This is a genomic window from Bacteroides sp. LFL-34 (genome assembly GCF_027257075.1).
Taxonomy (GTDB): Bacteria; Bacteroidota; Bacteroidia; order Bacteroidales; family Bacteroidaceae; genus Bacteroides; species Bacteroides ovatus.
The window spans coordinates 1-23,486 of sequence record NZ_JAPQKZ010000020.1 but is presented as its reverse complement, the minus strand read 5'-3'; the positions used below and the strand labels follow the sequence as shown (position 1 = coordinate 23,486).

Below are 23,486 nucleotides of genomic sequence, written 5' to 3'. Positions count from 1 at the left end.
TCCTTTTATGACTACTTTGATAGAACAAAAATCTGAAAAAGATATAAAACAAAAACGGAATAATCATACGGATGAAGAGATCGAAATTGATTTGATGGGTGTTCTTCGTAGGATTATGGGTATTCGTAAGAAGATTTATAAGGCAGCCGGTATCGGACTGATAATTGGCGTTATTATAGCAATCAGTATTCCTAGGCAGTACACGGTTGAAGTGACTCTTTCTCCGGAGATGGGAAGTGCTAAAGGTGGTGGTCTATCTGGTTTGGCAGCTTCTTTCTTGGGAAGTGACGTTACTATGGGTGATGGCAGTGATGCTTTGAATGCTTCTTTATCTGCAGATATTGTATCTTCCACTCCTTTCTTATTGGAACTTTCCACAATGAAAATACCTGTATTGAAAAATGAAATGATGACCTTGAATGCTTATCTGGATGAGGAGTCTTCTCCTTGGTGGAGTTATGTAATTGGATTTCCTGCTATGGTAATTGGTGGAGTAAAGTCTTTGTTTATTGAAGGTGAGGATGAATTCATATCTTCTGATAAAGTAAGTCAGGGTACAATTGAATTATCAAAGAAAGAGTTGGGTAAGATTGGTGTTTTAAAGAAAATGATTGTTGCCTCTGTAGATAAGAAAACATCCATGACTTCCGTTGCCGTAACCTTGCAAGAACCCAGAGTGGCTGCTGTTGTTGCAGATTCGGTTGTGAAAAAGTTGCAGGAATACATCATTGACTATCGTACTTCCAAGGCGAAAGAAGACTGTATCTACTTGGAGAAACTTTTCAAAGAACGTCAGCAGGAATATTATGCTGCCCAAAAGAAATATGCTGATTATTTGGATTCTCATGATAATATCATTTTGCAAAGTGTTCGTGCCGAACAGGAACGTTTACAGAATGATATGAGTCTTGCTTACCAGATATATAGCCAAGTTGGAAGTCAACTTCAGGTCTCTAGAGCCAAAGTTCAGGAGGAAAAGCCTGTGTTTGCTGTTATAGAGCCTGCAGTAGTGCCGCTGACTCCTTCAGGAACCGACAAAAAGATATGTGTGCTGGCATTTGTATTTCTGTCTGTTTGTATTGTTATATTCTGGCATTTATTGGGAAAAGATATCTTGAATAAGTTTAAAGAAATCCGGGCTTAAATATCCATTAGTAAAGTGTTATGGCATCAACTAACCAGATAAATAAAGTTGTAGAGTCTATTGTAGTTTTGGGAGACCTAATTATCCTGAACCTGTGTTTGTCTCTGCTCCTTTTCTTTTGGAAGAAAGCGTTTATAAATTTGCCGTTTTCTTGTACTGTTTCTTTTATGATGGCTTCTCTTACTCTCTGCTATCTGGCTTGTTTCGGATCTCGTGGGAGGGTTTGGGACAGTAGGGGGATTCGTGCAGATCAGCTCGTATTACGTGTATTGAAGAACATTATAGCCTTTTCTATCTTTTGGGCATGTATTATGACTTTTAGTGGAATTTCTATTTTTTCTCCTCTTTTCTTTGTCTCTTATTTTTTTATTCTCTTTCTTGTTTTAAGTATTTACCGCATTATTATTCGTCATTTGCTGATAGTTTATTGCACGAAAGGTAAACATAGGCGCTATGCTGTATTTATAGGTGGAGGTAATAATATGCAGATGTTATATGAGGAAATGGAGAGTTCTTTGGCATCTTCTGTTTATGAGGTAGTCGGTTATTTTGATATTAAATCGAATGACACTATTTCCTCCCAATGTCCTTATTTGGGTAGTCCTGATGGTTTCTCGGACTTTATGTCCGTACACACAGGAATTAAGCATGTTTTTTGTTCTTTGTCAATGGAGGAAGGACGCTATAACTTTTCTATCATGAATTATTGTGAGAACCATTTACTTTATTTTCATGGTGTTCCTAATGTTTGTAAGGGTTTTCCCCGTCGTATCTGGCATAGTATGGTTGGTAATATGCCAATTTTGAATTTGCGTTATGAACCTCTAGGTAAGATGGAGAACCGTATATTAAAACGGATATTCGATATTGCTTTATCTGGTATTTTTCTGGTTACTGTTTTTCCTTTTGTTTATCTCATTGTGGGAAGTATCATAAAGTTTACTTCTCCCGGTCCTATACTTTTTAAACAAATGCGTACCGGTTTGAATGGCGTCGATTTTGTGTGTTACAAATTCCGTTCAATGAAAGTAAATGATGAAGCTGACAGTAAACAGGCAACGGCTGATGATCCCCGGAAAACTCGTTTTGGAGACTTTCTTCGACGTTCTAATATTGACGAACTTCCACAGTTTATAAATGTTTTTAAAGGTGAAATGTCAATAGTCGGTCCTCGTCCTCATATGTTGTCTCATACGGAGATTTATGCTCGGTTAATTGATAAATATATGGTTAGACACTTTATTAAGCCTGGAGTGACCGGATGGGCGCAAATACACGGTTTTCGTGGTGAAACCAAAGAACTTTCACAGATGGGAGGACGTGTGAAGGCTGATATCTGGTATATGGAGCATTGGACAATATTCCTAGATTTATATATCATTTATAAGACTATAGCAAATGTGGTCATTGGAGAAAAGAATGCGTATTAAGATTGATGATCAATTTAAATTAGTCAAATATATTGAGATAATACTACTTACCCCTGTTTGCAATAGCATATAGAGAACCTATAGAAAATTGTCTATTTTCTATGGGATATTTTTAAAGATATATTTTTAGAAGTAGATATAGAAACAGGGGCTTATAATTTTTTCCTGTATATGAAAGCTGTAATTTTTGCAGGTGGCTTGGGTACTAGATTGTCCGAAGCAACCAATTTAATTCCTAAGCCGATGGTTGAAATAGGAGGAAAACCTATCCTTTGGCATATCATGAAGACTTATAGTCATTATGGTATTAATGAGTTTATTATTTGTTGCGGTTATAAGCAATATGTAATAAAAGAATATTTTGCCAATTATTTTCGGCACAATAGTGATATGACAGTTGATTTATCTAATAATTGTGTTGAAATTTTGGATAACCATTCAGAAGATTGGAGAGTGACTATGGTTGATACAGGGTTGAATACCCAAACAGGTGGTCGCTTGAAGCGGGTACAGAAATATATTGGTGCTGAACGTTTCGTTCTTACTTACGGTGATGGGGTAGCAGATATTAATATAGCAGAGAGTATTAAAGAACATGAATTATCAGAATGTGCCATTTCATTGACGGCTTATAAACCTGGAGGAAAATTTGGTGCGTTACAAATTGACTTGGAAAGTAACAAAGTGCTCTCTTTTCAAGAAAAACCAGATGGTGATCGCAATTGGATAAATGCAGGTTACTTTGTTTGCGAACCTGAAATTTTAGAATATATTCCCGAAAATGATGATACTGTTATTTTCGAGCGTAAACCTCTCGAAAATTTAGCAAAAGATGGTAAAATGCATGCTTATCGTCATACTGGTTTTTGGAAACCGATGGATACACTGCGTGATAATGTAGAATTGAATGAGATGTGGGATAAGGGGCTAGCTCCTTGGAAAGTTTGGTAAATAATGAGTATAGATATATTTAACAATTTCTATAAAGGAAAACGTGTTCTTGTAACTGGACATACTGGTTTTAAAGGTAGTTGGCTTTCTATTTGGCTTCATGAACTTGGTGCAGAGGTAGTTGGTGTAGCGAAAGATCCATATTCAGAAAAAGATAATTATGTTTTATCGGGAATAGGAAAGAAAATTAAAGCTGACTTACGTGCCGATATTTGTGACAGTCAACGAATGAAAGAAATCTTTCAGACATACCAACCTGAAATTGTTTTTCATTTAGCTGCTCAACCTTTAGTGCGTCTAAGTTATGATATTCCTGTTGAAACATACGAAACGAATGTGATGGGAACAATAAACATTTTAGAGGCTATACGAGTAACAGATAGTGTGAAGGTCGGTATTATGATAACTACGGACAAATGCTATGAGAATAAAGAGCAGATTTGGGGATATCGTGAAAATGAACCGATGGGAGGATATGATCCTTATTCCAGTAGTAAAGGGGCGGCAGAGATAGCCATTGCCTCATGGCGCAGAAGTTTCTTCAATCCTGACCAGTATGATAAACATGGCAAGAGTATTGCTAGTGTTCGAGCAGGTAATGTGATTGGTGGAGGCGATTGGGCATTAGATCGTATTATTCCAGATTGCATTAAAGCTCTTGAATCCGGTAAGAATATTGATATTCGAAATACTAAATCTGTCCGTCCATGGCAGCATGTATTGGAACCATTGAGTGGCTATATGCTTTTAACTGCAAAAATTTGGGAAGAACCAACAAAATATTGTGAGGGATGGAACTTCGGACCTCGTGCGGAAAGTATTACCTCTGTATGGGATGTGGCAAATGATGTAGTCAAGAATTATGGTAGTGGTGGGCTCAATGATATCTCCATCCCCAATGCTCCTCATGAAGCTAGATTTTTAATGCTTGATATTAGTAAAGCTAAGTTTCAACTAGGCTGGGAACCACGTATGAATATTCATCAATGTGTTGCTCTTACTGTTGACTGGTATAAAAGGTATACATTTGAGAATGTATATAGCTTGTGTGTTGATCAGATTAAGCAATATTTAATCAAATGAAAAAAGTAATAGTTGTAGGTGCTAATGGCTTTTTAGGGAGGGAATTATGTAAGAAACTGGCATCCAAAGGTATTGCAGTTGTTGCTTTAGTTGCTAAAGGAGGTGATTACTCTTTTGCAAAAAGCTTGCATAATGTCAACTGTATCGAATTTGATTTATCGCGGATTGTTGATTGGGATGGAATTGAGGAGATAAAAGGTGCTGATACAATGTTCTATATGGCTTGGGCGGGTGTTAGCTCAACTTATAAAAATCAAGTCGAAATTCAAGTTTCAAATATATTGTATGGAATACAAGTGATGGAGTTTGCCCATCGTAATGGAATTTCTAGAGTAATTTTTCCAGGTTCTGCATCCGAATATGCTTGTGGTAATGAAGTTATTAATGGGCGCAGTATTCCATCGCCTTCTGATTTGTATAGTGCTTCCAAGGTAGCAACCAAGTTCTTGTGTCAAACCTATGCAAGACAAAATGGTATTTCGTTAATTTGGGCTGTAATTACAAGTATTTATGGTCCTGGTCGTAATGATGAAAATTTGATAACCTATTGTATTAAGACATTGTTAAAAGGTGAAAAACCATCTTTTACAGGGCTTGAACAGCAGTGGGATTACTTGTATATTGACGATTTAATTGATGCGCTAGTTGCTGTTGGTGAAAAAGGAATAGGAGGAAAGACATATCCTATTGGGAGTGGTGAAAATAAACAAATAGTAGAATATGTCAAGATTATACGTGATATGATTGATCCTACCTTGCCTTTAGGAATTGGAGATATACCTTATAAAAATAAAACTATTGATAATCAGATACTTGATATATCAGAATTAAATGAAGATACAGGATTTACAGCAAGGTATAGTTTTGAGTCTGGAATAAAATTGACAATAGATTACTATAAAAATGCGATTAAGTAATTTTGATTATATTATAGCTGGTGCAGGTTTGAGTGGAAGCACATTTGCACGATTGAGGGCTGAAAAAGGCTCTAAAATTCTAGTGATAGACAGGCGATCCACTGTAGCTGGTAATCTTTATGATGAAACTAATATGTATGGCATATTAGTTCAGCAGTATGGACCACATATTTTTCATACTAATAGTGAGGAAGTATATTCATTTATAACTAAATATCATAAATGGAATCCCTTTAAATTAAGGTGTTCTGTTGATATGTGTGGACAACAAACACCTTCTCCTTTCAATTTTAAAACCATAGATCAGTTTTATGCTACAGATAAAGCTGAATTAATTAAGGAAGCTTTGCTATTAAAGTATCCTAATCAAAGTACTGTAACAATCGTGGAATTATTGAACAGTGAAGAGCCTCTTATTAAGCAGTATGCACAAATGCTTTTTGATAATGATTACAGTCTTTATACAGCAAAGCAATGGGGTATTAAAGCTAGTGAAATCGATATCAATGTATTGAAACGAGTTCCAGTTCGCTTAGATTATAAAGAGATGTATTTCTCTGATAAGTACGAGTGTATGCCAGAGGGTGGTTTTACTTCCTTCATTAAGGACCTTTTGGATCACGATAATATTGAATATATAAACAATGAGGATGCACTTAAATATATATCTTTGAATGATCAAGACCATAGGATTGAATTCCATGGTTTAGAAGTGTCCACTAATTGTAAATTAGTATATACAGGTGCTATTGATGAACTTTTTAATTATGAGTTTGGAAAATTACCATATCGCTCTTTAACATTTAAATATGAGACTTTGAATGAGGAGTTATTTCAAGCAACTCCAGTAGTGGCTTATCCTCAGGTTGAAGGATATACCCGTATAACAGAATACAAGCAGCTCCCTAAACAAAATATTTTAGGGATTACAACTATTGCTTATGAATATCCTATGATGTTTGAGGAAGGTAAAGCGGATGAACCATATTATCCTGTTCCAACAGATGATACAGCTATGCTTTATTCTAAATACAAAGCAAAAGCTGGGAATTATGATAATCTAATACTATGTGGGCGGCTGGCTAATTATAAATATTATAATATGGATCAAGCAATCCTTGCAGTATTACGTTTGACATAAATATAAATCAATTGTTAAATTACTTAAGTTATTAATATACTCATATTATAAACAACAAAAACATGTTTAAACTATCTATTTGTCAACCAACTTATAATCGTGTATATTTTATTAAAGATACAACTACCAAGATAATTGAACAAATTCTTTCTGAACATAGAGAGAATGATGTTCAGCTGTGTTTTTCTGATAATGGCTCTACTGACGGAACTAAAGATATCATTGAAGAAATGAAAAGAAAATATCCTACTATTAACTTTAAAATAAATTATTTTGGTGAAAATCGTGGTTTGGATGCTAATCATGAACAAGTAATGAAAATGGCTGATGGAGAGTGGTCTATTCTTAAAGGTGATGATGATTATTTAATGGATGGAGGACTAAATAAGATATTCAATTTATTAGATCAAAATCAAGATGTGGATGTGATTGTATCAAGCCCCATTGGCATGTCTCCTGAACTAAAGCCATTACAACCTATTTATTTCCTTCGTGAAGAAGTAGAGTCTTTAAAGGTGAACTTTAAAGATGAGATGGCAATGCGTAATTATTTTTTATTATGTAACAACATACTAGGATTAGGAACGTTTATTTCGTCAGTTATATACAGAACTGAAGCCGTTAAAAATGTAGAAGCGCCTGTAGCTTTGAAAGGTTGTTTTTATATGAGCTTGTTTTTCTATTGGAACTTCTTATCTAAAGGAAAAACATTGATGTACTCAAAAGAATCGTATTTATATGCAATGATGCCCTATGCTTCTCCCTATGCTTCAGGTGTTAAACGTGATGCCATTGATTTTCGAGCAATCTATGAAGTGGGAGACCGACTTCTTCCTGAAAATCTTAAATATGATTTTTATCAAGTATGTAATCGTATGTATAAATACTATTCATATATACCACGAGATCAAAGAAAAGATTTTGATAAGTATCTAAAGCCATATTTATTAAAAATGAAACATCCAATGGCTAATGAAATTATTAGAAATACATCTTCAATGATTTACCTTAAATTATTTATTGCTTCATTATTGTCAAGTAAACAGGTTTGTAGACTTAAGAACACTTTTAAGTAATTATATATGCTCTTAAATATACAGAAGGATAATAATGATGAGTTCTACAATTTGTGTATGGCGATTTTCATAAAGACTATTTAATTAAATTTTATTTAACCTGTTTTGGAGACTATTGTTAGGTGTTTCTCTCATGTGGATAGTTATTCGCATAGACGAGTTATTACAGAAGAATAGGATTGTAAATGCTTTATTGTTGGGGCACTTTAAATAACATGATTAGCCCCATTTTACTTTAGAATGTCAAATAATTCTGCAGATAATAAGCGTATAATGAAGAATACCGTATATCTATATATACGATTGTTCTTATCAATGGCTATTGGCCTATACACTAGCAGGGTAGTGCTGGAGATACTTGGAGTAGATGACTTTGGTCTCTATTCTTTGGTAGGAGGCTTTGTTTCTATGTTGTCTATTCTGACAGGAACTTTTTCAGGTACGGCTGCTCGTTTTATTACCTATGAAATAGGTATAGGAAATCCTGAAATTTTGAAAAGAACAATATCTACAATTATAAATTTGCTTATTATTATTGCTATTGGTGTATTTATTATTGGACTTGTTGGGGGGACATACCTAATAAGTACATATCTCAATATACCGCCAGAGCGAATGAATGCGGCTTACTTTGTTTTTTATTGTTCTTTATTTGTATTCTCAATGACACTTCTTGCAGTGCCGTATCAAGCAATCATTATAGCTCATGAACATATGAATTTTTATGCCATAATGAGTATATTTGAATCTGTTGCTAAGTTGATTGTAGTTTTGTTTTTGCCTTATGTTTCGTTTGATCGTTTATATTTCTATGCCTTTCTTCTGGCTTTGATAAGTGTGATATCTCGTGTTGTTTATGGAATATATTGCAATCGTCATTTTAAAGAATCAAAATATCATTTTATTCTGGATAAACATATATCCAAACAAATGACTTCCTTTTCTGTATGGATGGGGATTGGAACAGCATCAGGTATTTTAAAAGATCAGGGCCTGAATATTATTATAAATATATTTTATAGCTTAACAGTAAATGCGGCACGTGGTATCTGTATGCAGGTGATGTCTGTTTTTAGTAGTTTTGCTTCAAATATAGGACTTGCAATATCACCACAAATAACAAAATCTTATAGTCAAGGTGATATTAAACGTAGTATCAGCTTGACTTTCGCTTCTGCTAAAGCACAGGGGTATCTTGTTCTTGTAATGATGATCCCATTTTTATTAGAGTCACATTATATACTTACAATATGGTTGAAATCGTTTCCTGTATACACTCAGGAGTTTGTATGTTGGGGAATACTGATAAGCTTTATACATGCGATTACAGGTGCTTTTGGCCCAATTTATTTGGCGATGGGACGTATTCGGAATTTACAGCTGGCAGGCAGTCTCCTTAATTTTATGTATTTGCCTGTTTGTTATCTCTGTTGTGAGAGGGGAATCAATGTTATTATTTGTATGCAACTGGGGTTCGGGCTAGAAATACTTTTATTTTTTATGAGCTATTTCTATCTTAAAAAAGTGATGAGTTTTCCTTTCTGGCATTTTTTGGGTAGAGTTGTTATGCCTATGCTTTTGGTAGGGATAATTACATTATGTGCTGTTTATTGCGTTAGGATTGTATTGAAAGATGAATCTTTTACTCGTTTGATCCTGTCCACCGTAACTTCATTTGTGATCTTCTCTATTTCGGCTTATTTTATAGGAATTGATGATTCAGAGAGAAAAATAGTAAGAGCAGCGTGGGTAAAACGGTTCGGTAAGTATAGGAATAATATAAATAATTTTACTGTATAATGGATGTTGTTGTTATATTTAATGGTTTGGGAAATCAAATGTCTCAGTATGCGTACTATTTAGCTAAGAAGAAAGTAAATCCTAACACAAAAGTAATATTTGATATCATGTCAAAGCATAATCACTATGGATATGATTTAGAACGGGCATTTGGTATAGAGGTGAATAAAACATTGTTGATAAAGGTTTTACAAATTATCTATGTATTAAGTAGAAAATTTAGACTATTCAAGAGTGTTGGTGTTCGAACAATCTATGAACCTCTCAATTATGACTACACGCCGTTATTGATGCAGAAAGGACCTTGGGGGATCAATTACTATGTGGGTGGATGGCATTCCGAAAAAAATTTCATGAATGTACCTGATGAAGTCAAAAAAGCATTTATGTTCCGTGAACAACCTAATGAGGATCGATTTAATGAATGGCTTCAGGTTATTCGTGGTGATAATAGTAGTGTTTCTGTCCATATTCGACGGGGAGATTATATGAATATAGAACCGACTGGTTATTATCAATTGAATGGTGTAGCTACATTGGATTACTACCATGAAGCAATTGATTATATTCGGCAATATGTGGATACTCCTCATTTCTATGTTTTTTCTAATGATTTGGATTGGTGCAAGGAGCAATTCGGAGTAGAGAATTTTTTTTATATTGAGTGTAATCAAGGTGTAAATTCATGGCGTGATATGTATTTGATGAGTGAATGTCATTATCATATTAATGCGAATAGTACATTCTCATGGTGGGGAGCTTGGCTATGTAAATTTGAAGATTCAATTACTGTTTGTCCTGAACGCTTTATAAGAAATGTTGTAACAAAAGATTTCTATCCTGAACGGTGGCATAAAATAAAATCTTGTTGATATGGATAATATTACATCAAGAACTATTGAGCGGTTACGTTTCCCGATGACTGTATTAGTTTTATTTATTCATGTTCTACCATTTGCAGCATCTCAAGGTGGCATAGAATATACATTCCCTTTTAATACCGATTCATGGTCTCATAGGTTTATTTATTTCTTTAATTGGATATTTCCTCGTGTGGCGGTCCCTATGTTTTGTATCATATCTGGCTATTTATTTTTTCAAGGATTGAATACTGTTGATTGTTTTAAGGAAAAGTATAAATTAAAATTAAAATCAAGAGTAAAAACGTTATTGATACCTTATTTATTATGGAATATTATATTTGAAATTTGGAGACTTTTTATGATATCGTCTGATAAGTTGGAACTTCTCCCTAAAAGTTTTTTCTTATTGTGCAAAGAGATTTTTAATTCATTTTGGGGTATGTATGCTCCTTCTGATGCACCTCTTTGGTATGTTCGTGATTTGATGGCTGTTATGGTGTTGGCTCCTATCATTTTTTTTGTGATAAATAAATGTGGTAAATATGTTGTTATAGTTTTGACTTTTATCTGGTTATTAGGTTTGTGGCCTAGATTGCCTATTGTGCCTGGTATAGATATTATACTATTTGTTACATGGGGAGCATATTTTGCCATGAAAGGGATAGAGCCCTTTAGAAAAATGGCATCACTTACAGGATATTGGCCTGTTTATATAATTTCGTTATTATGGGCTGTTTGGGAATATGATGAATTAGCATATAACTTTCCAATTAGATTAAGTATCTTATTAGGGCTATCTTTGGTCTCTGCATTATTCTTATATATTGATAAACATGAAATGAATGTTCCAAAGATACTAACTGCAAGTTCTTTTTTTACATATTGTCTTCATTGGATTTATGTTGCTCCTTTAACATCATGTGTAGTATTTATGATACAACCAGAAAGTGAAATAACAGTAGTTTTAATTTATTTTGCGTGCATCTTTTTGACGTTAATAATATCTTTATTATCATTCTTAATATTGCGTATTCTTTCTCCACGGCTACTATTATTATTTACAGGTAGCCGAGGATAAATATTCTGTTTGATTTAAAATAGTTACATCATGCTGAAAAATATTATTAAAAAGCTAATCGCTTACATATTTCGTCCAGAATATAAATTTGCTAAGAGAGGAGATAAATGTTTTATAGGCTCGAATTGTATAATCAATTCGGCATCTATGATTGAATTAGGCAATCATGTATCTATTGGTCCTAATGCTGTTTTGTATTGTATTTATAAAAAAATAATTTTTGGAAATAATGTTCTTTTAGGCCCTAATGTTACTATGGTGAATGGGGATCATAATATGAGGAAAATAGGAGTTCCAATAATTGATAATAATGAAAAAGAGGCAAGTGATGATGCTGATATCATAATAGAAGATGATGTGTGGATTGGTGCAAATGTTACGATTCTAAAGGGTGTTACAGTAGGTCGTGGAGCCGTGATAGCTGCCGGTGCAGTTGTAACTAGATCAATACCACCTTATTGTGTTTCAGGAGGAATTCCAGCACATGTGTTGAATATAAGATTCACTATAGAACAAGTAAAGCAGCATGAGGGAATTCTTTATAGTGAAAAAGATCGCATGAAGGACGGACAACTACAGCACCTTGCTTCGTTTGCAACAAAGTAATTATGAATATATAAAGAATAAACAGTAGTATATTATGTCAAAACCAAGATTGATCGCATTTTATCTTCCACAATATTACCCTACGAAAGAAAATGATGAATGGTGGGGAAAAGGATTTACGGAGTGGACAAATGTAGGTAGGGCGAAGCCTCTATTTAAAGGGCATTATCAGCCTCGTGTTCCTGCAGATTTGGGATATTATGATTTAAGAGTTCCAGAAGTTCGAATTCAACAAGCGGAAATGGCAAAGAATGCTGGCATTGAAGGGTTTTGCTACTGGCATTATTGGTTTGCCGGTAAACGAATGCTAGATAGAGTTTTTGGAGAAGTAGTAGAAACAGGTAAGCCTGATTTTCCTTTTTGCTTATGCTGGGCTAATCATTCATGGTATGCAAAGACATGGGACCCTAATAAGCCTTCTAAATTATTGATAGAACAAACTTATCCAGGTATTGAAGATTATGAAGAACACTTCTACGCCATGTTGCCTGCATTTAAAGATAGGCGTTATATTAGAATAAATGAAAAAATACTATTTGCCGTCTATGATCCATTGAATATCCCAGAACCGCAATTATTTATTGAGACATGGAATCGGTTGGCTAGAGAAAATGGATTGGAAGGTTTCTATTTTATGGGATTTACTATTAAGGATAGCTTGAAGCAAGAAATCCTTAAGGTAGGCTTTGATAGTGTATTGGTGGATTTTGTATTTGGAGCTAGTGAAAAAAGTGGAACTCTTCCGAATATATATATAAAAAAAATATTAAGGAAATTATTAAGGAAACCAATAACGATTGAGTATAGTCAATATTCTCAATATTTATTAAATAATTACATAGTTAATGAGAATGTTTATCCTTCTATATGCCCTAACTATGATCATTCACCGCGAAGCAAATTTCGTGGAACTATAATCGTTAATAGTACTCCCCAAAAATGGAAGAAACTTTGTCATGAGATGTTTTCAAAAGTATCTGTGCGTTCTGCAGAGGACAATCTGGTTTTCATAAAAGCTTGGAATGAATGGGGGGAAGGAAATTATTTGGAACCAGATTTAAAATATGGGACTCAATTTTTAGATGTGATTAGAGACGTTTTAGAAAAGGTTAAATAGAATCATAAAATTTGTATGTAAGAAAAAGATTGTATAATGCTCTATTCCTGTACACTATTGGGATTGTTAATTCTATGAAAAAGATAATATCAATTATAATTGCTACATATAATGCAGAAAAGACTCTTAAGCGCTGCTTGAATAGCATTGTTTCTCAAAAAAAAGACCAGTTGGAATTATTAATTATCGATGGATGCTCTACAGATCGGACAATGGATATTGTCAGAGAGTTTGCAGAGAGTATTGATGTTATTGTTTCGGAAGTAGATAAAGGGATTTATGATGCGTGGAATAAGGGCATCCGTTTGGCTACGGGGGAATGGATTATGTTTTTGGGTGCTGATGACTATTTATTGGAAGGTGCTATGAATGTATATTGGAATTATCTAAAAAAGCAGACTTTGGATGGTATCGATATAATAACGGCGCAAAGTAAATTAATTGATGCTAAAGGGAAATATAAGAGAGTATTCGGGAATCCATATAATATAAAAGAATTTCGATGTTGTATGAAAATTTCTCATGGTTCGACATTACATAATAGAAAGTTATTTGATGAATTGGGGAATTTTGATATCTCATTTAAAATTTGTGCAGATTACGAATTTTTGCTTCGTAAGAAATTGAATGCTAGGTATATTGAAACACCTACTATAGCCATGCAAGTGGGAGGAGTTAGTAATACAATCAGAGGGCTTTGGGAGAGTTTTAAAGTTAAGCGTTATTGTAAGTCAATTCCTCTTTTGTTGAATGTATATTATTTGACAAAAGGTGTCATTGGATATTACATGCGGAAAATTAAGATAATTAATTAAGATATATTAGTGATGAGAAATAAAATAATAGGATACGTTTCTGCTGAAGACCCTTTCCGAGACAAAAAGGCATGGAGTGGTACGAAATATAAAATAAGGGAAGCTCTCCAAAATGCTGGTTATGAAGTGGTATGGATTTCTTGTAAACCAAGTAAAATATGTTTTATATTTTTGAAAATATTACTTAAAATGCTTTTTGGGAAAAAAGCCATAGTAGAACATAATCGGTATTATTTTAAGCTTTGCGCCAAACATATAAATATGAATAAAGTACGATTGTGCGACTATATTTTCTTTCCTGGTGGGGCGCAAATTAGTGCTTTTGTTAATTTTGAGAAACCGATAATTTATTATACAGATGCAACCTTTCATATTATGATAGATTATTATTGGCATGGTTTGTCCTCATGGTTGATTACTCAAGGGGAACACTATGAAAAAGAAGCGATTAAGAATGCGTTTATTAATATTCGTTCTTCTCAATGGGCAGCAGCTTCTGTTATCAACGATTACGATGGGTGTCTCCAGAGAAATTATGTTCTTGAGTTTGGAGCAAACTTTGATGACAAGGATCTTTTGCATGCTACTCCTTATAAAAGTGGAGCTTTGAATATCTTATTTTCAGGTGTAGACTGGATTCGTAAAGGAGGGGAAGTTGCTGTTAAAACGGTGCAACTTTTAAATAAGCGTGGGATTAACTCTTGTCTGTTCATTGTAGGGCTTTCCGAAATACCTCTAAAATATGCGAATCTTCCATTTGTTCGAATAATGGGATTTCTGGATAAGAATAATCCGGAGCATTACCGAAAGTATGTAGATATAGTGAAGAACTCTCATTTACTTTTATTACCAACTAATGCGGAATGTTCTGCTATTGTTTTTAGTGAGTCCTCTGCATTCGGTTTGCCTATTTTTACTTATGATACGGGAGGGACAGGGAATTATGTAATAGATGGTGTAAATGGTTATAAACTTCCTCTAGCAGCACGCGAACAGGAGTTTGCGGATGCTATTGAAAAGAGCTTGGAATCAAATGAATTTCTTCAATTACATAAGGGAGGAATAACGCTTTTTAATGAAAGACTAAATTGGAGCACTTGGTCAAAGAGATTCAGGAAAATAATGGAAGAAAACAATCTTTAATCCAGAATTATTTACGAATGCATTTAGCCTTGTGTTTAATATGAAAATGCGTCTTTCTATCACATTGAAATTATCGCTTGTTTGGTTTGTGTTGGCAGGAATGGTTCTAGGTCGATATACTGAACCCGCATTTCTAATAATAGCAACTTTATTTATAATGCTCCAACTTAATAAAGTATATGTAAGTACTTCTTGTTTGTTTGTAGGCACTCTTTTTTTCTTTCATTCATTGTCAATGGTTGTGTATAATGGCTATGATACTGGAAAACTATTTCAGCAGATTGTGCTATTGTTTACTTGTGTGTTTTGTTATTATCAGATTTTTCGGTATTGTCAGATACCTGTTTCTGAATGGTTCCGTAGATATGTGAGTTTAGTTTATATTTTGTCCATTATAGGCATTGTTCAATTTGTCATTATGTCAGCGACTCAAATAGATATCTTTCCTTATACATTAGATGGCACGATGACACAGAATACGGGTAGGTTGCATGCAATGTTAATGGAACCAGGATCTTTCACTGCTTTTTCTATACCAGCCGCTGCATATGTTTTTTTGGCTCCGGGATTTATGAAATATAATCGAATGAAGTCTCTAGTCATTGGGATCGCTTTAATACTGACATTGACCACCAGTATGATTGTTGCAGTTGTGATTATCCTATTTCTTAAGTTCTACTACTATTTTAAATATTTAAGAATTGGTCTTGTGGTATGTTTCATTGTGGGTGTGTGTTGGTGTATTAATAATAGGGATATTTTATCATCTTCTGAATATTTCGTGAATCCACAATTAAGAGCTATTCAAGAGAAGATAACACAAACCTTATCTATGGTTGAATATGCGGAGCCTGAAGATTTTGAGCACTTAAATACGAGTTCGTATGTGATATTGACTAATTATTGGATTGCTTTCAATGCTCCCTGTCGCATTTTGGGTACAGGGTTGGGTACACACGCCCAGAATTATGAGCGTATGTATAAATCAGACTTTGGTGGATATGGATTGAATAAAGATGATGCTTATTCGATGTTTGCCCGGCTGTATTCTGAATTTGGAGTGTTAGGACTTTGTCTTTATGCTTTTTTTCTAATAAGGTATTATAATAAGGATAATATTATAAGCCTCTGTCTTATTGTATTTTTTATTTCTTATTTGATAAAAGGCGGTCATTATATGCTCTATGGGACAGCTTTCTTTCATATTGTTTATTATTTTATTTCTCCTTACAAAATAAACTGTTTCAAAAAAATATAGATGCTTAAAAATATAGTAATTGTTAATGATTGTGCACATATAGAGGGAGGGGCTGCAAGTGTTGCCATAAATTCTGCTATTGGGTTAGCGAAACATTATTCTGTATATCTATTTTCTGCCGTTCAGCCTATTGATAGGAGGTTGGAGGAGGTCGGCGTGCGCGTTATATGTATTGGGAAAAAGGACATATTGCATGATGAGAATCGGATTCGTGCAATATCTAAGGGATTGTGGGATAACGAAACAAAGCGAGTGTTTGAACGCCTTTTAGCTACGTTGAGTCCCGTAGAGTCTATTATACATTTTCATACGTGGACAAAAGCGTTAACCGCTTCGCTCTACGCTGTTACAGCCAAAATGGATTTTAAGACGGTGATAACACTTCATGATTTTTTTTGCTTTTGTCCCAATGGAGGGTTTTATGATTATCAACGTAATGAGATTTGCTTTAGGAAACCGATGAGTTATTCATGTTTGACTTGTAACTGCGATGTCCGAAGCTATCCGCAGAAAATATGGCGAAGTATAAGAATGGCGATTCAGAATCATGTAATGGCAAAAAATAAGAAAATATATTTCATATCAATCTCGGCGTTGACTCGAAAGATTTGTATGCAGCTGATGAATGATAGTCGTAAAATATATACGATTGCAGATCCTGTAGAAATAAATGAGAATCAATTACCTAATAAATTATTAAATAACGATGTTTATTTGTTTATGGGCAGATTATCTCCTGAGAAAGGAATTGGGCTGTTTTGTCAAGCTGTAACGGATTTGAATCGGAAAGGAATAGTATTGGGTGAGGGATATTTGAGAAGCGAATTAATGGAAAAATATCCTAATATACAATTTGTTGGGTGGGTTGCAGGTAAAGATAAACAAGCCTACTTTAAAAAAGCAAAAGCTTTGGTCTTCACTTCGTTATGTTATGAAACGTTTGGTTTATCTGTGGCGGAAGCTAGGTCTTATGGAATTCCTTGTATAGTTCCAGATTCTTGTGCTGCAAGTGAACAGGTTATTGATGGAGAAACAGGTTATTTATTCAAAACAGGAAATTTGGATTCTTTAAAAGAGGTGCTTGTCAAATATGAGAATGCTGATATCCAAGTAATGCAAAATAATATTGTAAATAATTTTATTGCAGACGATTGGAGCTTGATATCTCATATAAAGAATCTAGTACAAGTATATAATGAAATAATTACAGAATCGTGAATAAGTTAAAGTCTACTCATTTCTGCTAGGTATATATCATTAAAGGTATAGTGATCGTTTCGGTATTTTTCGTTGTAGGTGTTTTTTCTTAAAAGCAGAAAAACGATTTTCCCCTGTCAGATTTATCAAAGGGAAGATGAATCGCTTTTATCAATTGTTGTTGTACTTTCATATTCTAGTAGTATTGTTACAAAATGTGTGGCTGAATATTGTTTTTTATGATGCAGTGGCTGATTATGGTAGAAAATATATGGAGTATGGGATAGAAAATGGAACAGTAGGTAAGGCATGGGCGTGGTAAGGAGTCATTTTATATTATAGCTTTACACTTTGTTGGCTTTAAACTCTGTACATTGATGCTAAGTGTATTTGATATAAAATTATAGTTGTTGAGCCTCATGGCACCAGCTGGTAGAAATATTTTACAAACATTGCTATGTTTATGCTTTGGTATAATTATTCTCTTTAATATTTATTGAGATGGTTAGGAGAGGATAGAAAGCTCTGGGGAGAGCTGTCTATTTATTTAAATAATGTCGAGCTAATAACAATTTCTTATATTATTTTTAATGATAACAGTTTCTATTGTAACTTATAAAACAGACTTGGTAGAACTTGCTAAGTGCTTAACTTCTTTGCTTTCTCCCTTGATATCTAAAGTGTATATAATTGATAATTCAAGCCAGCAGTATATTGCCGATTTTTGTAAAGAATATGCTAATGTAGAATATATCGGCAGTAGAAATGTGGGGTATGGTGCAGGACACAATCAAGCTTTGCGTAAGGTTTTGAAGTCAAAGAGTAAATATCATTTGATACTAAACTCAGATGTCTATTTTGACCCGAGTGTGTTGGAGCAGTTGGCTGATTATATGGATTTAAATGAAGATGTAGCTCAAGTACAACCTAATATTATATATCCCGATGGAAGAATGCAATATACCTGTAGATTATTGCCAACACCAGTTGATCTTATTTTCCGTCGATTTCTACCAAAGAAAATGATAGAAAAAAGAAATAATCGATATATACTTAAGTTTAATGATCATACACAGGCTATGAATATCCCTCATCATCAAGGAAGTTTTATGTTTTTCCGTATTGAATGTTTCAATAAGACTGGTTTGTTTGATGAACGATTCTTTATGTATCTTGAAGATATTGATCTTACTCGAAGAATACATAAGTATTATCGAACAATGTTTTGGCCAGGGGTTACTATTGTTCATGCTCATCGTGCTGCTTCATATAAAAGTAAAAAGATGCTTATAATTCATATTCGGAATGCGATTAAATATTTCAATAAATGGGGATGGGTATTTGATAGCGAACGAAAAAAATGGAACAAGCGGTTATTAAAAGAATTGTTATGAGTGATTAGGTGATATAATTGATGTGTATAAAAATAAGAAATGGTATAAAATAAAATGTTGAGATGTAATAAACACGTGAGTGTTTCGTATGTGAGATGAAAAAAATGTAGGTCCCTAGCTTCATGCTGTAAACAGTATGATTCTCCTACATTGTGGATTGGAAATCGTACGACGGTACATTTCTGATCTACGCCCTGACATCGGAGGTTAAAGCCGATGTGAATTTCCCACTATATCAACTGTCTGTGAAGATCGTTGATATTTTTATTACTCCCATTATACTGGATAATAATATCGGTTTTCTTTGTTTATATGTTGAAATTTTTGTAACTTTATAGCATATAAAACAGTAATAAAGAAACAATGGAACATTCAGACTTTGTAGTGAAATGTTATAATAAACAAGAGTTGGCCCAGATGTATTTTCCTGATTTGACGATTCGTGCTTCAGTCAATAAACTCCGGAGGTGGATGCGGAGATGCAAGCCGCTGATGAATGAGATACTATCTACTGACTTTCATCCGAAGACAAAGGCATTTTCTGTGAGAGAAGTGCGGCTTATTACCTATTACTTGGGAAAGCCGGGGGAACTGTAAATGATATAAACATAAAAAAGAACTACGGGAGACTGCACTTTCGCGAGCTCCCGTAGTTCTTTTTATATATTCATATACTCTTTTCGACTGTCAAAACAGGGACAAGCCTTATGAATCGAAGCACTAAGTTGATAATGTCCCAGGATTTGCGCATCCGGATACTGATGTTTGAGAATCGTCAACAAGTCAAGTAGCGCGAAGCGCTGCGCCTGTGTTCTCGTATCCGCCGGACGACCTTCTTCATCCAACCCACCTTCATAGCAAATTCCAATACTATGCCGGTTGTACTATTTAACCCTATTTATGTATCTTGTTACTATAATCAATAAAAAAGCCGATTACCATTTCTGATAATCGGCTATGAAATATGCACTTTTAAACTTTGGTTACATAACCTATGGTTTTAAGTGATTAAACTTTTATTTACCTAACTCTTTATTTATTGCATCCTTCAAAAAGCTTTTTACATTTTCCTCTCCAGTTATCCCTTCAATTCTTTGTATGGTAGTTTCTGAAATTTTGGACAATGCTTCACAAACAGGCTTGTAACCCATTTCGCTTGATAAGTCTATGACGACATTAATAGCATAGTTCTTAGCAACAAATTTATCTGTAAAATTAGACATAGCATCCAAAAAAGTTCTAGCTCTTTCAAAGTTATACTCTATATTTACAGTTTCACCTTTCATTAGCTTACTTAATTTTTTTGAGGTAAACTTGTGCTTATCCCAACATAAAATAAGACTAATTGTACTAATCGGAAATCCTCTTAAAGATAAGGAGTTTGCAAATTGCAAAAGTTCATTCTCTGGCTTAGCCAGAGTAGCACCAGCAATATAATCCTCACCTTTCCACTTTTCTACTTCGACATTAGCTTCTGCTAACAACTCTTTTGTTGAAGCTTTAGCATAGCTTTCAAAAAGATATATTTCTTCATCAGAAACACTTTTCTCTATTGCTGCTGAATATCTATGTTGCCCGTCAACAATAACAATATATTTGTCAGCTTCTTCACTAGGAATAGGCTTTCCGTCACTTGTCATTAATGAGCAACCGTCTTTAACAGCTTTTGTGCCTTTGACATACATCAATGGTACAAGAATACCATATTTATCAATAGATGCAGTCTTAGACTTTACATTTTTATTAGACACTTGTCTGTTTCCTTGAATGAAACAAACGTTAATACTAGCATTCTTAATATCTTTTAATGTAGATATATTCATGAAAATATTGTTTTTAATAAAAAATAGACGTTGTGTCTCTGTCTTAAAAAGGTTACAGGTCACGAGTTACCCCAATGGATAACATTTAAAGTGCTTTTGACACAATAAAGCGTTGCTGCTAGTGACCTTTTTAAGTTAAGCATTTCAAAGAGCGCATATTTCGGGGTGCAAAATTACATATTATTTACAATATAACAAGACTAAGGATAAAAAAACAGCAAATGAATTTCTTCAAATGCTGTTTTACTCAATATTTACTAATAATTCATTTGTTTATTATTATATCATACCAATCTTTTAGTCTTATTGGTTCATTTAAAATAGCTTACTCAACTCCTCCAAAGTACAAGGAGTGCCTTTTCGTATTTATCATTTTTCATAATGCATAAAATAAGGATATTCTTGCATTAATAATATGATTAACATAGGTTCTTCCCATTCAATATCTAAAATTCCTTCTTGATACCATTTCCATACATTTTTACCCGATTTATCATTTTTCCAAACTTCCATATTGAATTTGAATTCTGGAATAACTCCCTCTAATACGAGTTCTTTATATAGTATATTCATTGCCTCCATATTTCGGTTATAGGAGTATTGCCTTAATATTCTATATAGTATTTTATAATTAATGTTTTCTTTCATTTATCATTCTCCTTATTGTTTAAAGTCCCCACTCCAATAGGTAAAATAGTCTTGTATATATCTTTATTATTCCAATCTGGTGGTTGTAATTTACTAGTATCGCCTTTTTATAAATCTTAGAAAATAATCATATCTTTGCATAGATAATCATAAACATAGCCCCTCGCAAACATTATGAGATAATTAATAGTCCACGAGATTAATTAGTTATTCACGGTTCTAGCGGGAACTGGATTACTTTTATTTCTACAAAGTTACTAATTTTTAATAAGTTAACCCAATGATATGTGTTAAAATTAGTTACCACGCTTAATTGTTTAATATCTTTGTAAGCTCTTTTAAATTATGTTCTAAAACCTTCCTATTAGCAATAACCCCAACCTCATTAACTATTATTGCATCTAACTCCGCATTATCTGGATTATCTGCTAAATACTTGTACTCTTCTATCATGTCCCAATTTAAATGTGGGACAGTTAATATAAACGAGACTTCTTTATTTATCCCAAGTGAGCAAGCTGCATCATAGGGATGCTTTGATGTTATATATATCCATTTGTTCATATTTATTCATTTCTTATATTCTTGGAAAGTCATCTATTATTGGTCCTCCACCTAACTCATTCAATATTTCTCTCGGAATATACTTAATAAGCTCCCAATCAGACCTATCATTCTCTCTTCTAAAAGCATATTCGCTTTCCTTATCGTAACATACCATTATAGTACTGTGCCCGTTCCTAAATAGTGCCATAACATTAACCTGCTTATTCTCTATAGTTATTGCCCCACATTTTAATATAGGATGCTTTTGCACTCTAATCCATTTATTTGTTTCATTCATAGCCATTTACCATAGTGTTAATGATAGGAATACCTAATCTTCATATATAATACCTTCAATTTCTGGTAAATATCCATATATAATACCTTTTGCTTCTTTTATGAGTACTTCCTCATAGCTAAAGTAAATAGACCGACGCATATAACCATGATTGTATCTTTCTACTAAATCATTCAATAGCATTATCTTAGCTTTAGATATTTCTTTAGGGTTTACGTTTAACTTTATCAATAAAGTTTCTGTAGTTATCATTTTTCATAGTTCATAAACTTAACATATAACCTTGACAAGACTTGTATAAGTTCTTTTTCTTCAGCATCACATTTATCCCACATGGAATCTTTAAAGAACATCCAAGCTCCATGCTTAGCCCCAATTTCATTCCATAAATCAACATCAAATTCAAATTCTGGAATGATATTGTTACTTACAAGTTCTTCATATAGAATCTTAGCTGCCTCCAAATTATTAGTATGATAATAACGAGTTGCGATGCTGTATAAAAGTTTATAATTGATGTTTTCTTTCATTTATTATTCCCATAAAATAAGGATATTCTTGCATTAATAATATAATTAACATAGGTTCTTCCCATTCAATATCTAAAATTCCTTCTTGATACCATTTCCATACATCTTTACCCGATTTATCATTTTTCCAAACTTCCATATTGAATTTGAATTCTGGAATAACTCCCTCTAATACGAGTTCTTTATATAGTATATTCATTGCCTCCATATTTCGGTTATAGGAGTATTGCCTTAATATTCTATATAGTATTTTATAATTAATGTTTTCTTTCATTTATCATTCTCCTTATTGTTTAAAGTCCCCACTCCAATAGGTAAAATAGTCTTGTATATATCTTTATTATTCCAATCTGGTGGTTGTAATTTACTAGTATCGCCTTTTTATAAATCTTAGAAAATAATCATATCTTTGCATAGATAATCATAAACATAGCCCCTCGCAAACATTATGAGATAATTAATAGTCCACGAGATTAATTAGTTATTCACGGTTCTAGCGGGAACTGGATTACTTTTATTTCTACAAAGTTACTAATTTTTAATAAGTTAACCCAATGATATGTGTTAAAATTAGTTACCACGCTTAATTGTTTAATATCTTTGTAAGCTCTTTTAAATTATGTTCTAA

25 protein-coding genes and 1 pseudogene are annotated in these 23,486 nt (G+C 33.5%); 18 read left to right on the top strand and 8 right to left on the bottom strand.

What is annotated here, in order from left to right; genetic code table 11:
• Positions 1-7: 7 nt before the first annotated feature.
• The 18 genes from N5O98_RS13230 to N5O98_RS13145 all read left to right on the top strand — a co-directional run bounded on the left by N5O98_RS13230 (position 8) and on the right by N5O98_RS13145 (position 19,610).
• Complete coding sequence (locus N5O98_RS13230) at positions 8-1,144, top strand: chain-length determining protein (RefSeq protein ID WP_004309189.1); 1,137 nt, start codon at positions 8-10, stop codon at positions 1,142-1,144.
• A gap of 20 nt (positions 1,145-1,164) precedes the next feature.
• Positions 1,165-2,574, top strand: a complete 1,410-nt coding sequence (locus N5O98_RS13225) for an undecaprenyl-phosphate glucose phosphotransferase (protein ID WP_004309190.1) — start codon at positions 1,165-1,167, stop codon at positions 2,572-2,574.
• A gap of 171 nt (positions 2,575-2,745) precedes the next feature.
• Positions 2,746-3,525, top strand: coding sequence for a glucose-1-phosphate cytidylyltransferase (rfbF, locus tag N5O98_RS13220; protein ID WP_004309191.1), 780 nt, complete (start codon positions 2,746-2,748; stop codon positions 3,523-3,525).
• Positions 3,526-3,528: 3 nt separating this feature from the next.
• Positions 3,529-4,608, top strand: a complete 1,080-nt coding sequence (gene rfbG / locus N5O98_RS13215) for a CDP-glucose 4,6-dehydratase (RefSeq protein ID WP_004309192.1) — start codon at positions 3,529-3,531, stop codon at positions 4,606-4,608.
• The gene (locus tag N5O98_RS13210; protein ID WP_004309193.1) at positions 4,605-5,525 is read left to right on the top strand and encodes an NAD-dependent epimerase/dehydratase family protein; all 921 of its coding nucleotides are present in this window, start codon (positions 4,605-4,607) and stop codon (positions 5,523-5,525) included. The genes rfbG and N5O98_RS13210 overlap by 4 nt, the downstream gene beginning before the upstream one ends.
• Positions 5,512-6,666, top strand: coding sequence for a UDP-galactopyranose mutase (gene glf / locus N5O98_RS13205; protein ID WP_004309194.1), 1,155 nt, complete (start codon positions 5,512-5,514; stop codon positions 6,664-6,666). Before N5O98_RS13210 ends, glf begins: the two co-directional genes overlap by 14 nt.
• A gap of 62 nt (positions 6,667-6,728) precedes the next feature.
• Positions 6,729-7,742 carry a glycosyltransferase family 2 protein gene (locus N5O98_RS13200; RefSeq protein WP_004309195.1) on the top strand — a complete coding sequence of 338 codons (1,014 nt, stop codon included), beginning with the start codon at positions 6,729-6,731 and terminating at the stop codon, positions 7,740-7,742.
• 273 nt (positions 7,743-8,015) lie between these two features.
• On the top strand, positions 8,016-9,542 hold the full coding sequence (locus N5O98_RS13195) for a lipopolysaccharide biosynthesis protein (protein ID WP_022200029.1): 1,527 nt from the start codon (positions 8,016-8,018) through the stop codon (positions 9,540-9,542).
• Entirely contained in the window at positions 9,542-10,414 is an 873-nt protein-coding gene (locus N5O98_RS13190) for an alpha-1,2-fucosyltransferase (RefSeq protein WP_004313284.1), read from the top strand. The genes N5O98_RS13195 and N5O98_RS13190 overlap by 1 nt, the downstream gene beginning before the upstream one ends.
• Position 10,415: 1 nt before the next feature.
• On the top strand, positions 10,416-11,483 hold the full coding sequence (locus N5O98_RS13185; RefSeq protein WP_004309199.1) for an acyltransferase family protein: 1,068 nt from the start codon (positions 10,416-10,418) through the stop codon (positions 11,481-11,483).
• A gap of 30 nt (positions 11,484-11,513) precedes the next feature.
• A complete protein-coding gene (locus tag N5O98_RS13180; RefSeq protein WP_008777184.1) occupies positions 11,514-12,089 on the top strand; it encodes an acyltransferase in 576 nt (191 codons plus the stop codon).
• Positions 12,090-12,123: 34 nt separating this feature from the next.
• Complete coding sequence (locus N5O98_RS13175; protein ID WP_004309201.1) at positions 12,124-13,206, top strand: glycosyltransferase WbsX family protein; 1,083 nt, start codon at positions 12,124-12,126, stop codon at positions 13,204-13,206.
• A gap of 74 nt (positions 13,207-13,280) precedes the next feature.
• Positions 13,281-14,021, top strand: coding sequence for a glycosyltransferase family 2 protein (locus N5O98_RS13170; protein ID WP_008771196.1), 741 nt, complete (start codon positions 13,281-13,283; stop codon positions 14,019-14,021).
• A gap of 12 nt (positions 14,022-14,033) precedes the next feature.
• A complete protein-coding gene (locus N5O98_RS13165; protein ID WP_004309203.1) occupies positions 14,034-15,164 on the top strand; it encodes a glycosyltransferase family 4 protein in 1,131 nt (376 codons plus the stop codon).
• A 40-nt stretch (positions 15,165-15,204) separates the two neighbouring features.
• The gene (locus N5O98_RS13160; RefSeq protein WP_004313286.1) at positions 15,205-16,422 is read left to right on the top strand and encodes a hypothetical protein; all 1,218 of its coding nucleotides are present in this window, start codon (positions 15,205-15,207) and stop codon (positions 16,420-16,422) included.
• Positions 16,423-17,640, top strand: a complete 1,218-nt coding sequence (locus N5O98_RS13155; RefSeq protein ID WP_004313287.1) for a glycosyltransferase family 4 protein — start codon at positions 16,423-16,425, stop codon at positions 17,638-17,640. It abuts the gene before it with no gap.
• Between the two features lie 569 nt (positions 17,641-18,209).
• Positions 18,210-19,013 carry a glycosyltransferase gene (locus tag N5O98_RS13150; RefSeq protein ID WP_004309206.1) on the top strand — a complete coding sequence of 268 codons (804 nt, stop codon included), beginning with the start codon at positions 18,210-18,212 and terminating at the stop codon, positions 19,011-19,013.
• A 363-nt stretch (positions 19,014-19,376) separates the two neighbouring features.
• Positions 19,377-19,610, top strand: a complete 234-nt coding sequence (locus tag N5O98_RS13145; protein WP_004296628.1) for a DUF4248 domain-containing protein — start codon at positions 19,377-19,379, stop codon at positions 19,608-19,610.
• Positions 19,611-19,672: 62 nt separating this feature from the next.
• On the opposite strand, the pseudogene N5O98_RS13140 reads toward N5O98_RS13145, so the two are convergent.
• The 8 genes and pseudogenes from N5O98_RS13140 to N5O98_RS13105 form a co-directional block, all read right to left on the bottom strand.
• Positions 19,673-19,897, bottom strand: a pseudogene (locus N5O98_RS13140) (N-acetylmuramoyl-L-alanine amidase); the annotation flags it as partial.
• 132 nt (positions 19,898-20,029) lie between these two features.
• The gene (locus N5O98_RS13135) at positions 20,030-20,836 is read right to left on the bottom strand and encodes a hypothetical protein (RefSeq protein ID WP_032855765.1); all 807 of its coding nucleotides are present in this window, start codon (positions 20,834-20,836) and stop codon (positions 20,030-20,032) included.
• Between the two features lie 369 nt (positions 20,837-21,205).
• A complete protein-coding gene (locus N5O98_RS13130; RefSeq protein WP_070751528.1) occupies positions 21,206-21,484 on the bottom strand; it encodes a hypothetical protein in 279 nt (92 codons plus the stop codon).
• A gap of 309 nt (positions 21,485-21,793) precedes the next feature.
• Positions 21,794-22,048 carry a hypothetical protein gene (locus N5O98_RS13125; protein WP_008777313.1) on the bottom strand — a complete coding sequence of 85 codons (255 nt, stop codon included), beginning with the start codon at positions 22,046-22,048 and terminating at the stop codon, positions 21,794-21,796.
• 13 nt (positions 22,049-22,061) lie between these two features.
• Entirely contained in the window at positions 22,062-22,334 is a 273-nt protein-coding gene (locus N5O98_RS13120) for a hypothetical protein (protein ID WP_118161607.1), read from the bottom strand.
• Positions 22,335-22,361: 27 nt separating this feature from the next.
• Positions 22,362-22,580: a hypothetical protein gene (locus N5O98_RS13115; protein WP_118161606.1), complete on the bottom strand. Its 219-nt coding sequence runs from the start codon at positions 22,578-22,580 to the stop codon at positions 22,362-22,364.
• Entirely contained in the window at positions 22,577-22,858 is a 282-nt protein-coding gene (locus N5O98_RS13110; protein ID WP_118161605.1) for a hypothetical protein, read from the bottom strand. Before N5O98_RS13110 ends, N5O98_RS13115 begins: the two co-directional genes overlap by 4 nt.
• Positions 22,836-23,132, bottom strand: a complete 297-nt coding sequence (locus tag N5O98_RS13105; protein WP_118161604.1) for a hypothetical protein — start codon at positions 23,130-23,132, stop codon at positions 22,836-22,838. The genes N5O98_RS13110 and N5O98_RS13105 overlap by 23 nt, the downstream gene beginning before the upstream one ends.
• Positions 23,133-23,486 lie beyond the last annotated feature (354 nt).

What these genes read in the sequence shown, in the direction of transcription:
- N5O98_RS13230 (WP_004309189.1), top strand. Translation starts at nt 8, where the DNA reads ATGACTACTTTGATAGAACAAAAATCTGAAAAAGATATAAAACAAAAA.
- N5O98_RS13225 (WP_004309190.1), top strand. Translation starts at nt 1,165, where the DNA reads ATGGCATCAACTAACCAGATAAATAAAGTTGTAGAGTCTATTGTAGTT.
- rfbF (WP_004309191.1), top strand. Translation starts at nt 2,746, where the DNA reads ATGAAAGCTGTAATTTTTGCAGGTGGCTTGGGTACTAGATTGTCCGAA.
- rfbG (WP_004309192.1), top strand. Translation starts at nt 3,529, where the DNA reads ATGAGTATAGATATATTTAACAATTTCTATAAAGGAAAACGTGTTCTT.
- N5O98_RS13210 (WP_004309193.1), top strand. Translation starts at nt 4,605, where the DNA reads ATGAAAAAAGTAATAGTTGTAGGTGCTAATGGCTTTTTAGGGAGGGAA.
- glf (WP_004309194.1), top strand. Translation starts at nt 5,512, where the DNA reads ATGCGATTAAGTAATTTTGATTATATTATAGCTGGTGCAGGTTTGAGT.
- N5O98_RS13200 (WP_004309195.1), top strand. Translation starts at nt 6,729, where the DNA reads ATGTTTAAACTATCTATTTGTCAACCAACTTATAATCGTGTATATTTT.
- N5O98_RS13195 (WP_022200029.1), top strand. Translation starts at nt 8,016, where the DNA reads ATGAAGAATACCGTATATCTATATATACGATTGTTCTTATCAATGGCT.
- N5O98_RS13190 (WP_004313284.1), top strand. Translation starts at nt 9,542, where the DNA reads ATGGATGTTGTTGTTATATTTAATGGTTTGGGAAATCAAATGTCTCAG.
- N5O98_RS13185 (WP_004309199.1), top strand. Translation starts at nt 10,416, where the DNA reads ATGGATAATATTACATCAAGAACTATTGAGCGGTTACGTTTCCCGATG.
- N5O98_RS13180 (WP_008777184.1), top strand. Translation starts at nt 11,514, where the DNA reads ATGCTGAAAAATATTATTAAAAAGCTAATCGCTTACATATTTCGTCCA.
- N5O98_RS13175 (WP_004309201.1), top strand. Translation starts at nt 12,124, where the DNA reads ATGTCAAAACCAAGATTGATCGCATTTTATCTTCCACAATATTACCCT.
- N5O98_RS13170 (WP_008771196.1), top strand. Translation starts at nt 13,281, where the DNA reads ATGAAAAAGATAATATCAATTATAATTGCTACATATAATGCAGAAAAG.
- N5O98_RS13165 (WP_004309203.1), top strand. Translation starts at nt 14,034, where the DNA reads ATGAGAAATAAAATAATAGGATACGTTTCTGCTGAAGACCCTTTCCGA.
- N5O98_RS13160 (WP_004313286.1), top strand. Translation starts at nt 15,205, where the DNA reads ATGAAAATGCGTCTTTCTATCACATTGAAATTATCGCTTGTTTGGTTT.
- N5O98_RS13155 (WP_004313287.1), top strand. Translation starts at nt 16,423, where the DNA reads ATGCTTAAAAATATAGTAATTGTTAATGATTGTGCACATATAGAGGGA.
- N5O98_RS13150 (WP_004309206.1), top strand. Translation starts at nt 18,210, where the DNA reads ATGATAACAGTTTCTATTGTAACTTATAAAACAGACTTGGTAGAACTT.
- N5O98_RS13145 (WP_004296628.1), top strand. Translation starts at nt 19,377, where the DNA reads ATGGAACATTCAGACTTTGTAGTGAAATGTTATAATAAACAAGAGTTG.
- N5O98_RS13135 (WP_032855765.1), bottom strand. Translation starts at nt 20,836, where the DNA reads ATGAATATATCTACATTAAAAGATATTAAGAATGCTAGTATTAACGTT.
- N5O98_RS13130 (WP_070751528.1), bottom strand. Translation starts at nt 21,484, where the DNA reads ATGAAAGAAAACATTAATTATAAAATACTATATAGAATATTAAGGCAA.
- N5O98_RS13125 (WP_008777313.1), bottom strand. Translation starts at nt 22,048, where the DNA reads ATGAACAAATGGATATATATAACATCAAAGCATCCCTATGATGCAGCT.
- N5O98_RS13120 (WP_118161607.1), bottom strand. Translation starts at nt 22,334, where the DNA reads ATGGCTATGAATGAAACAAATAAATGGATTAGAGTGCAAAAGCATCCT.
- N5O98_RS13115 (WP_118161606.1), bottom strand. Translation starts at nt 22,580, where the DNA reads ATGATAACTACAGAAACTTTATTGATAAAGTTAAACGTAAACCCTAAA.
- N5O98_RS13110 (WP_118161605.1), bottom strand. Translation starts at nt 22,858, where the DNA reads ATGAAAGAAAACATCAATTATAAACTTTTATACAGCATCGCAACTCGT.
- N5O98_RS13105 (WP_118161604.1), bottom strand. Translation starts at nt 23,132, where the DNA reads ATGAAAGAAAACATTAATTATAAAATACTATATAGAATATTAAGGCAA.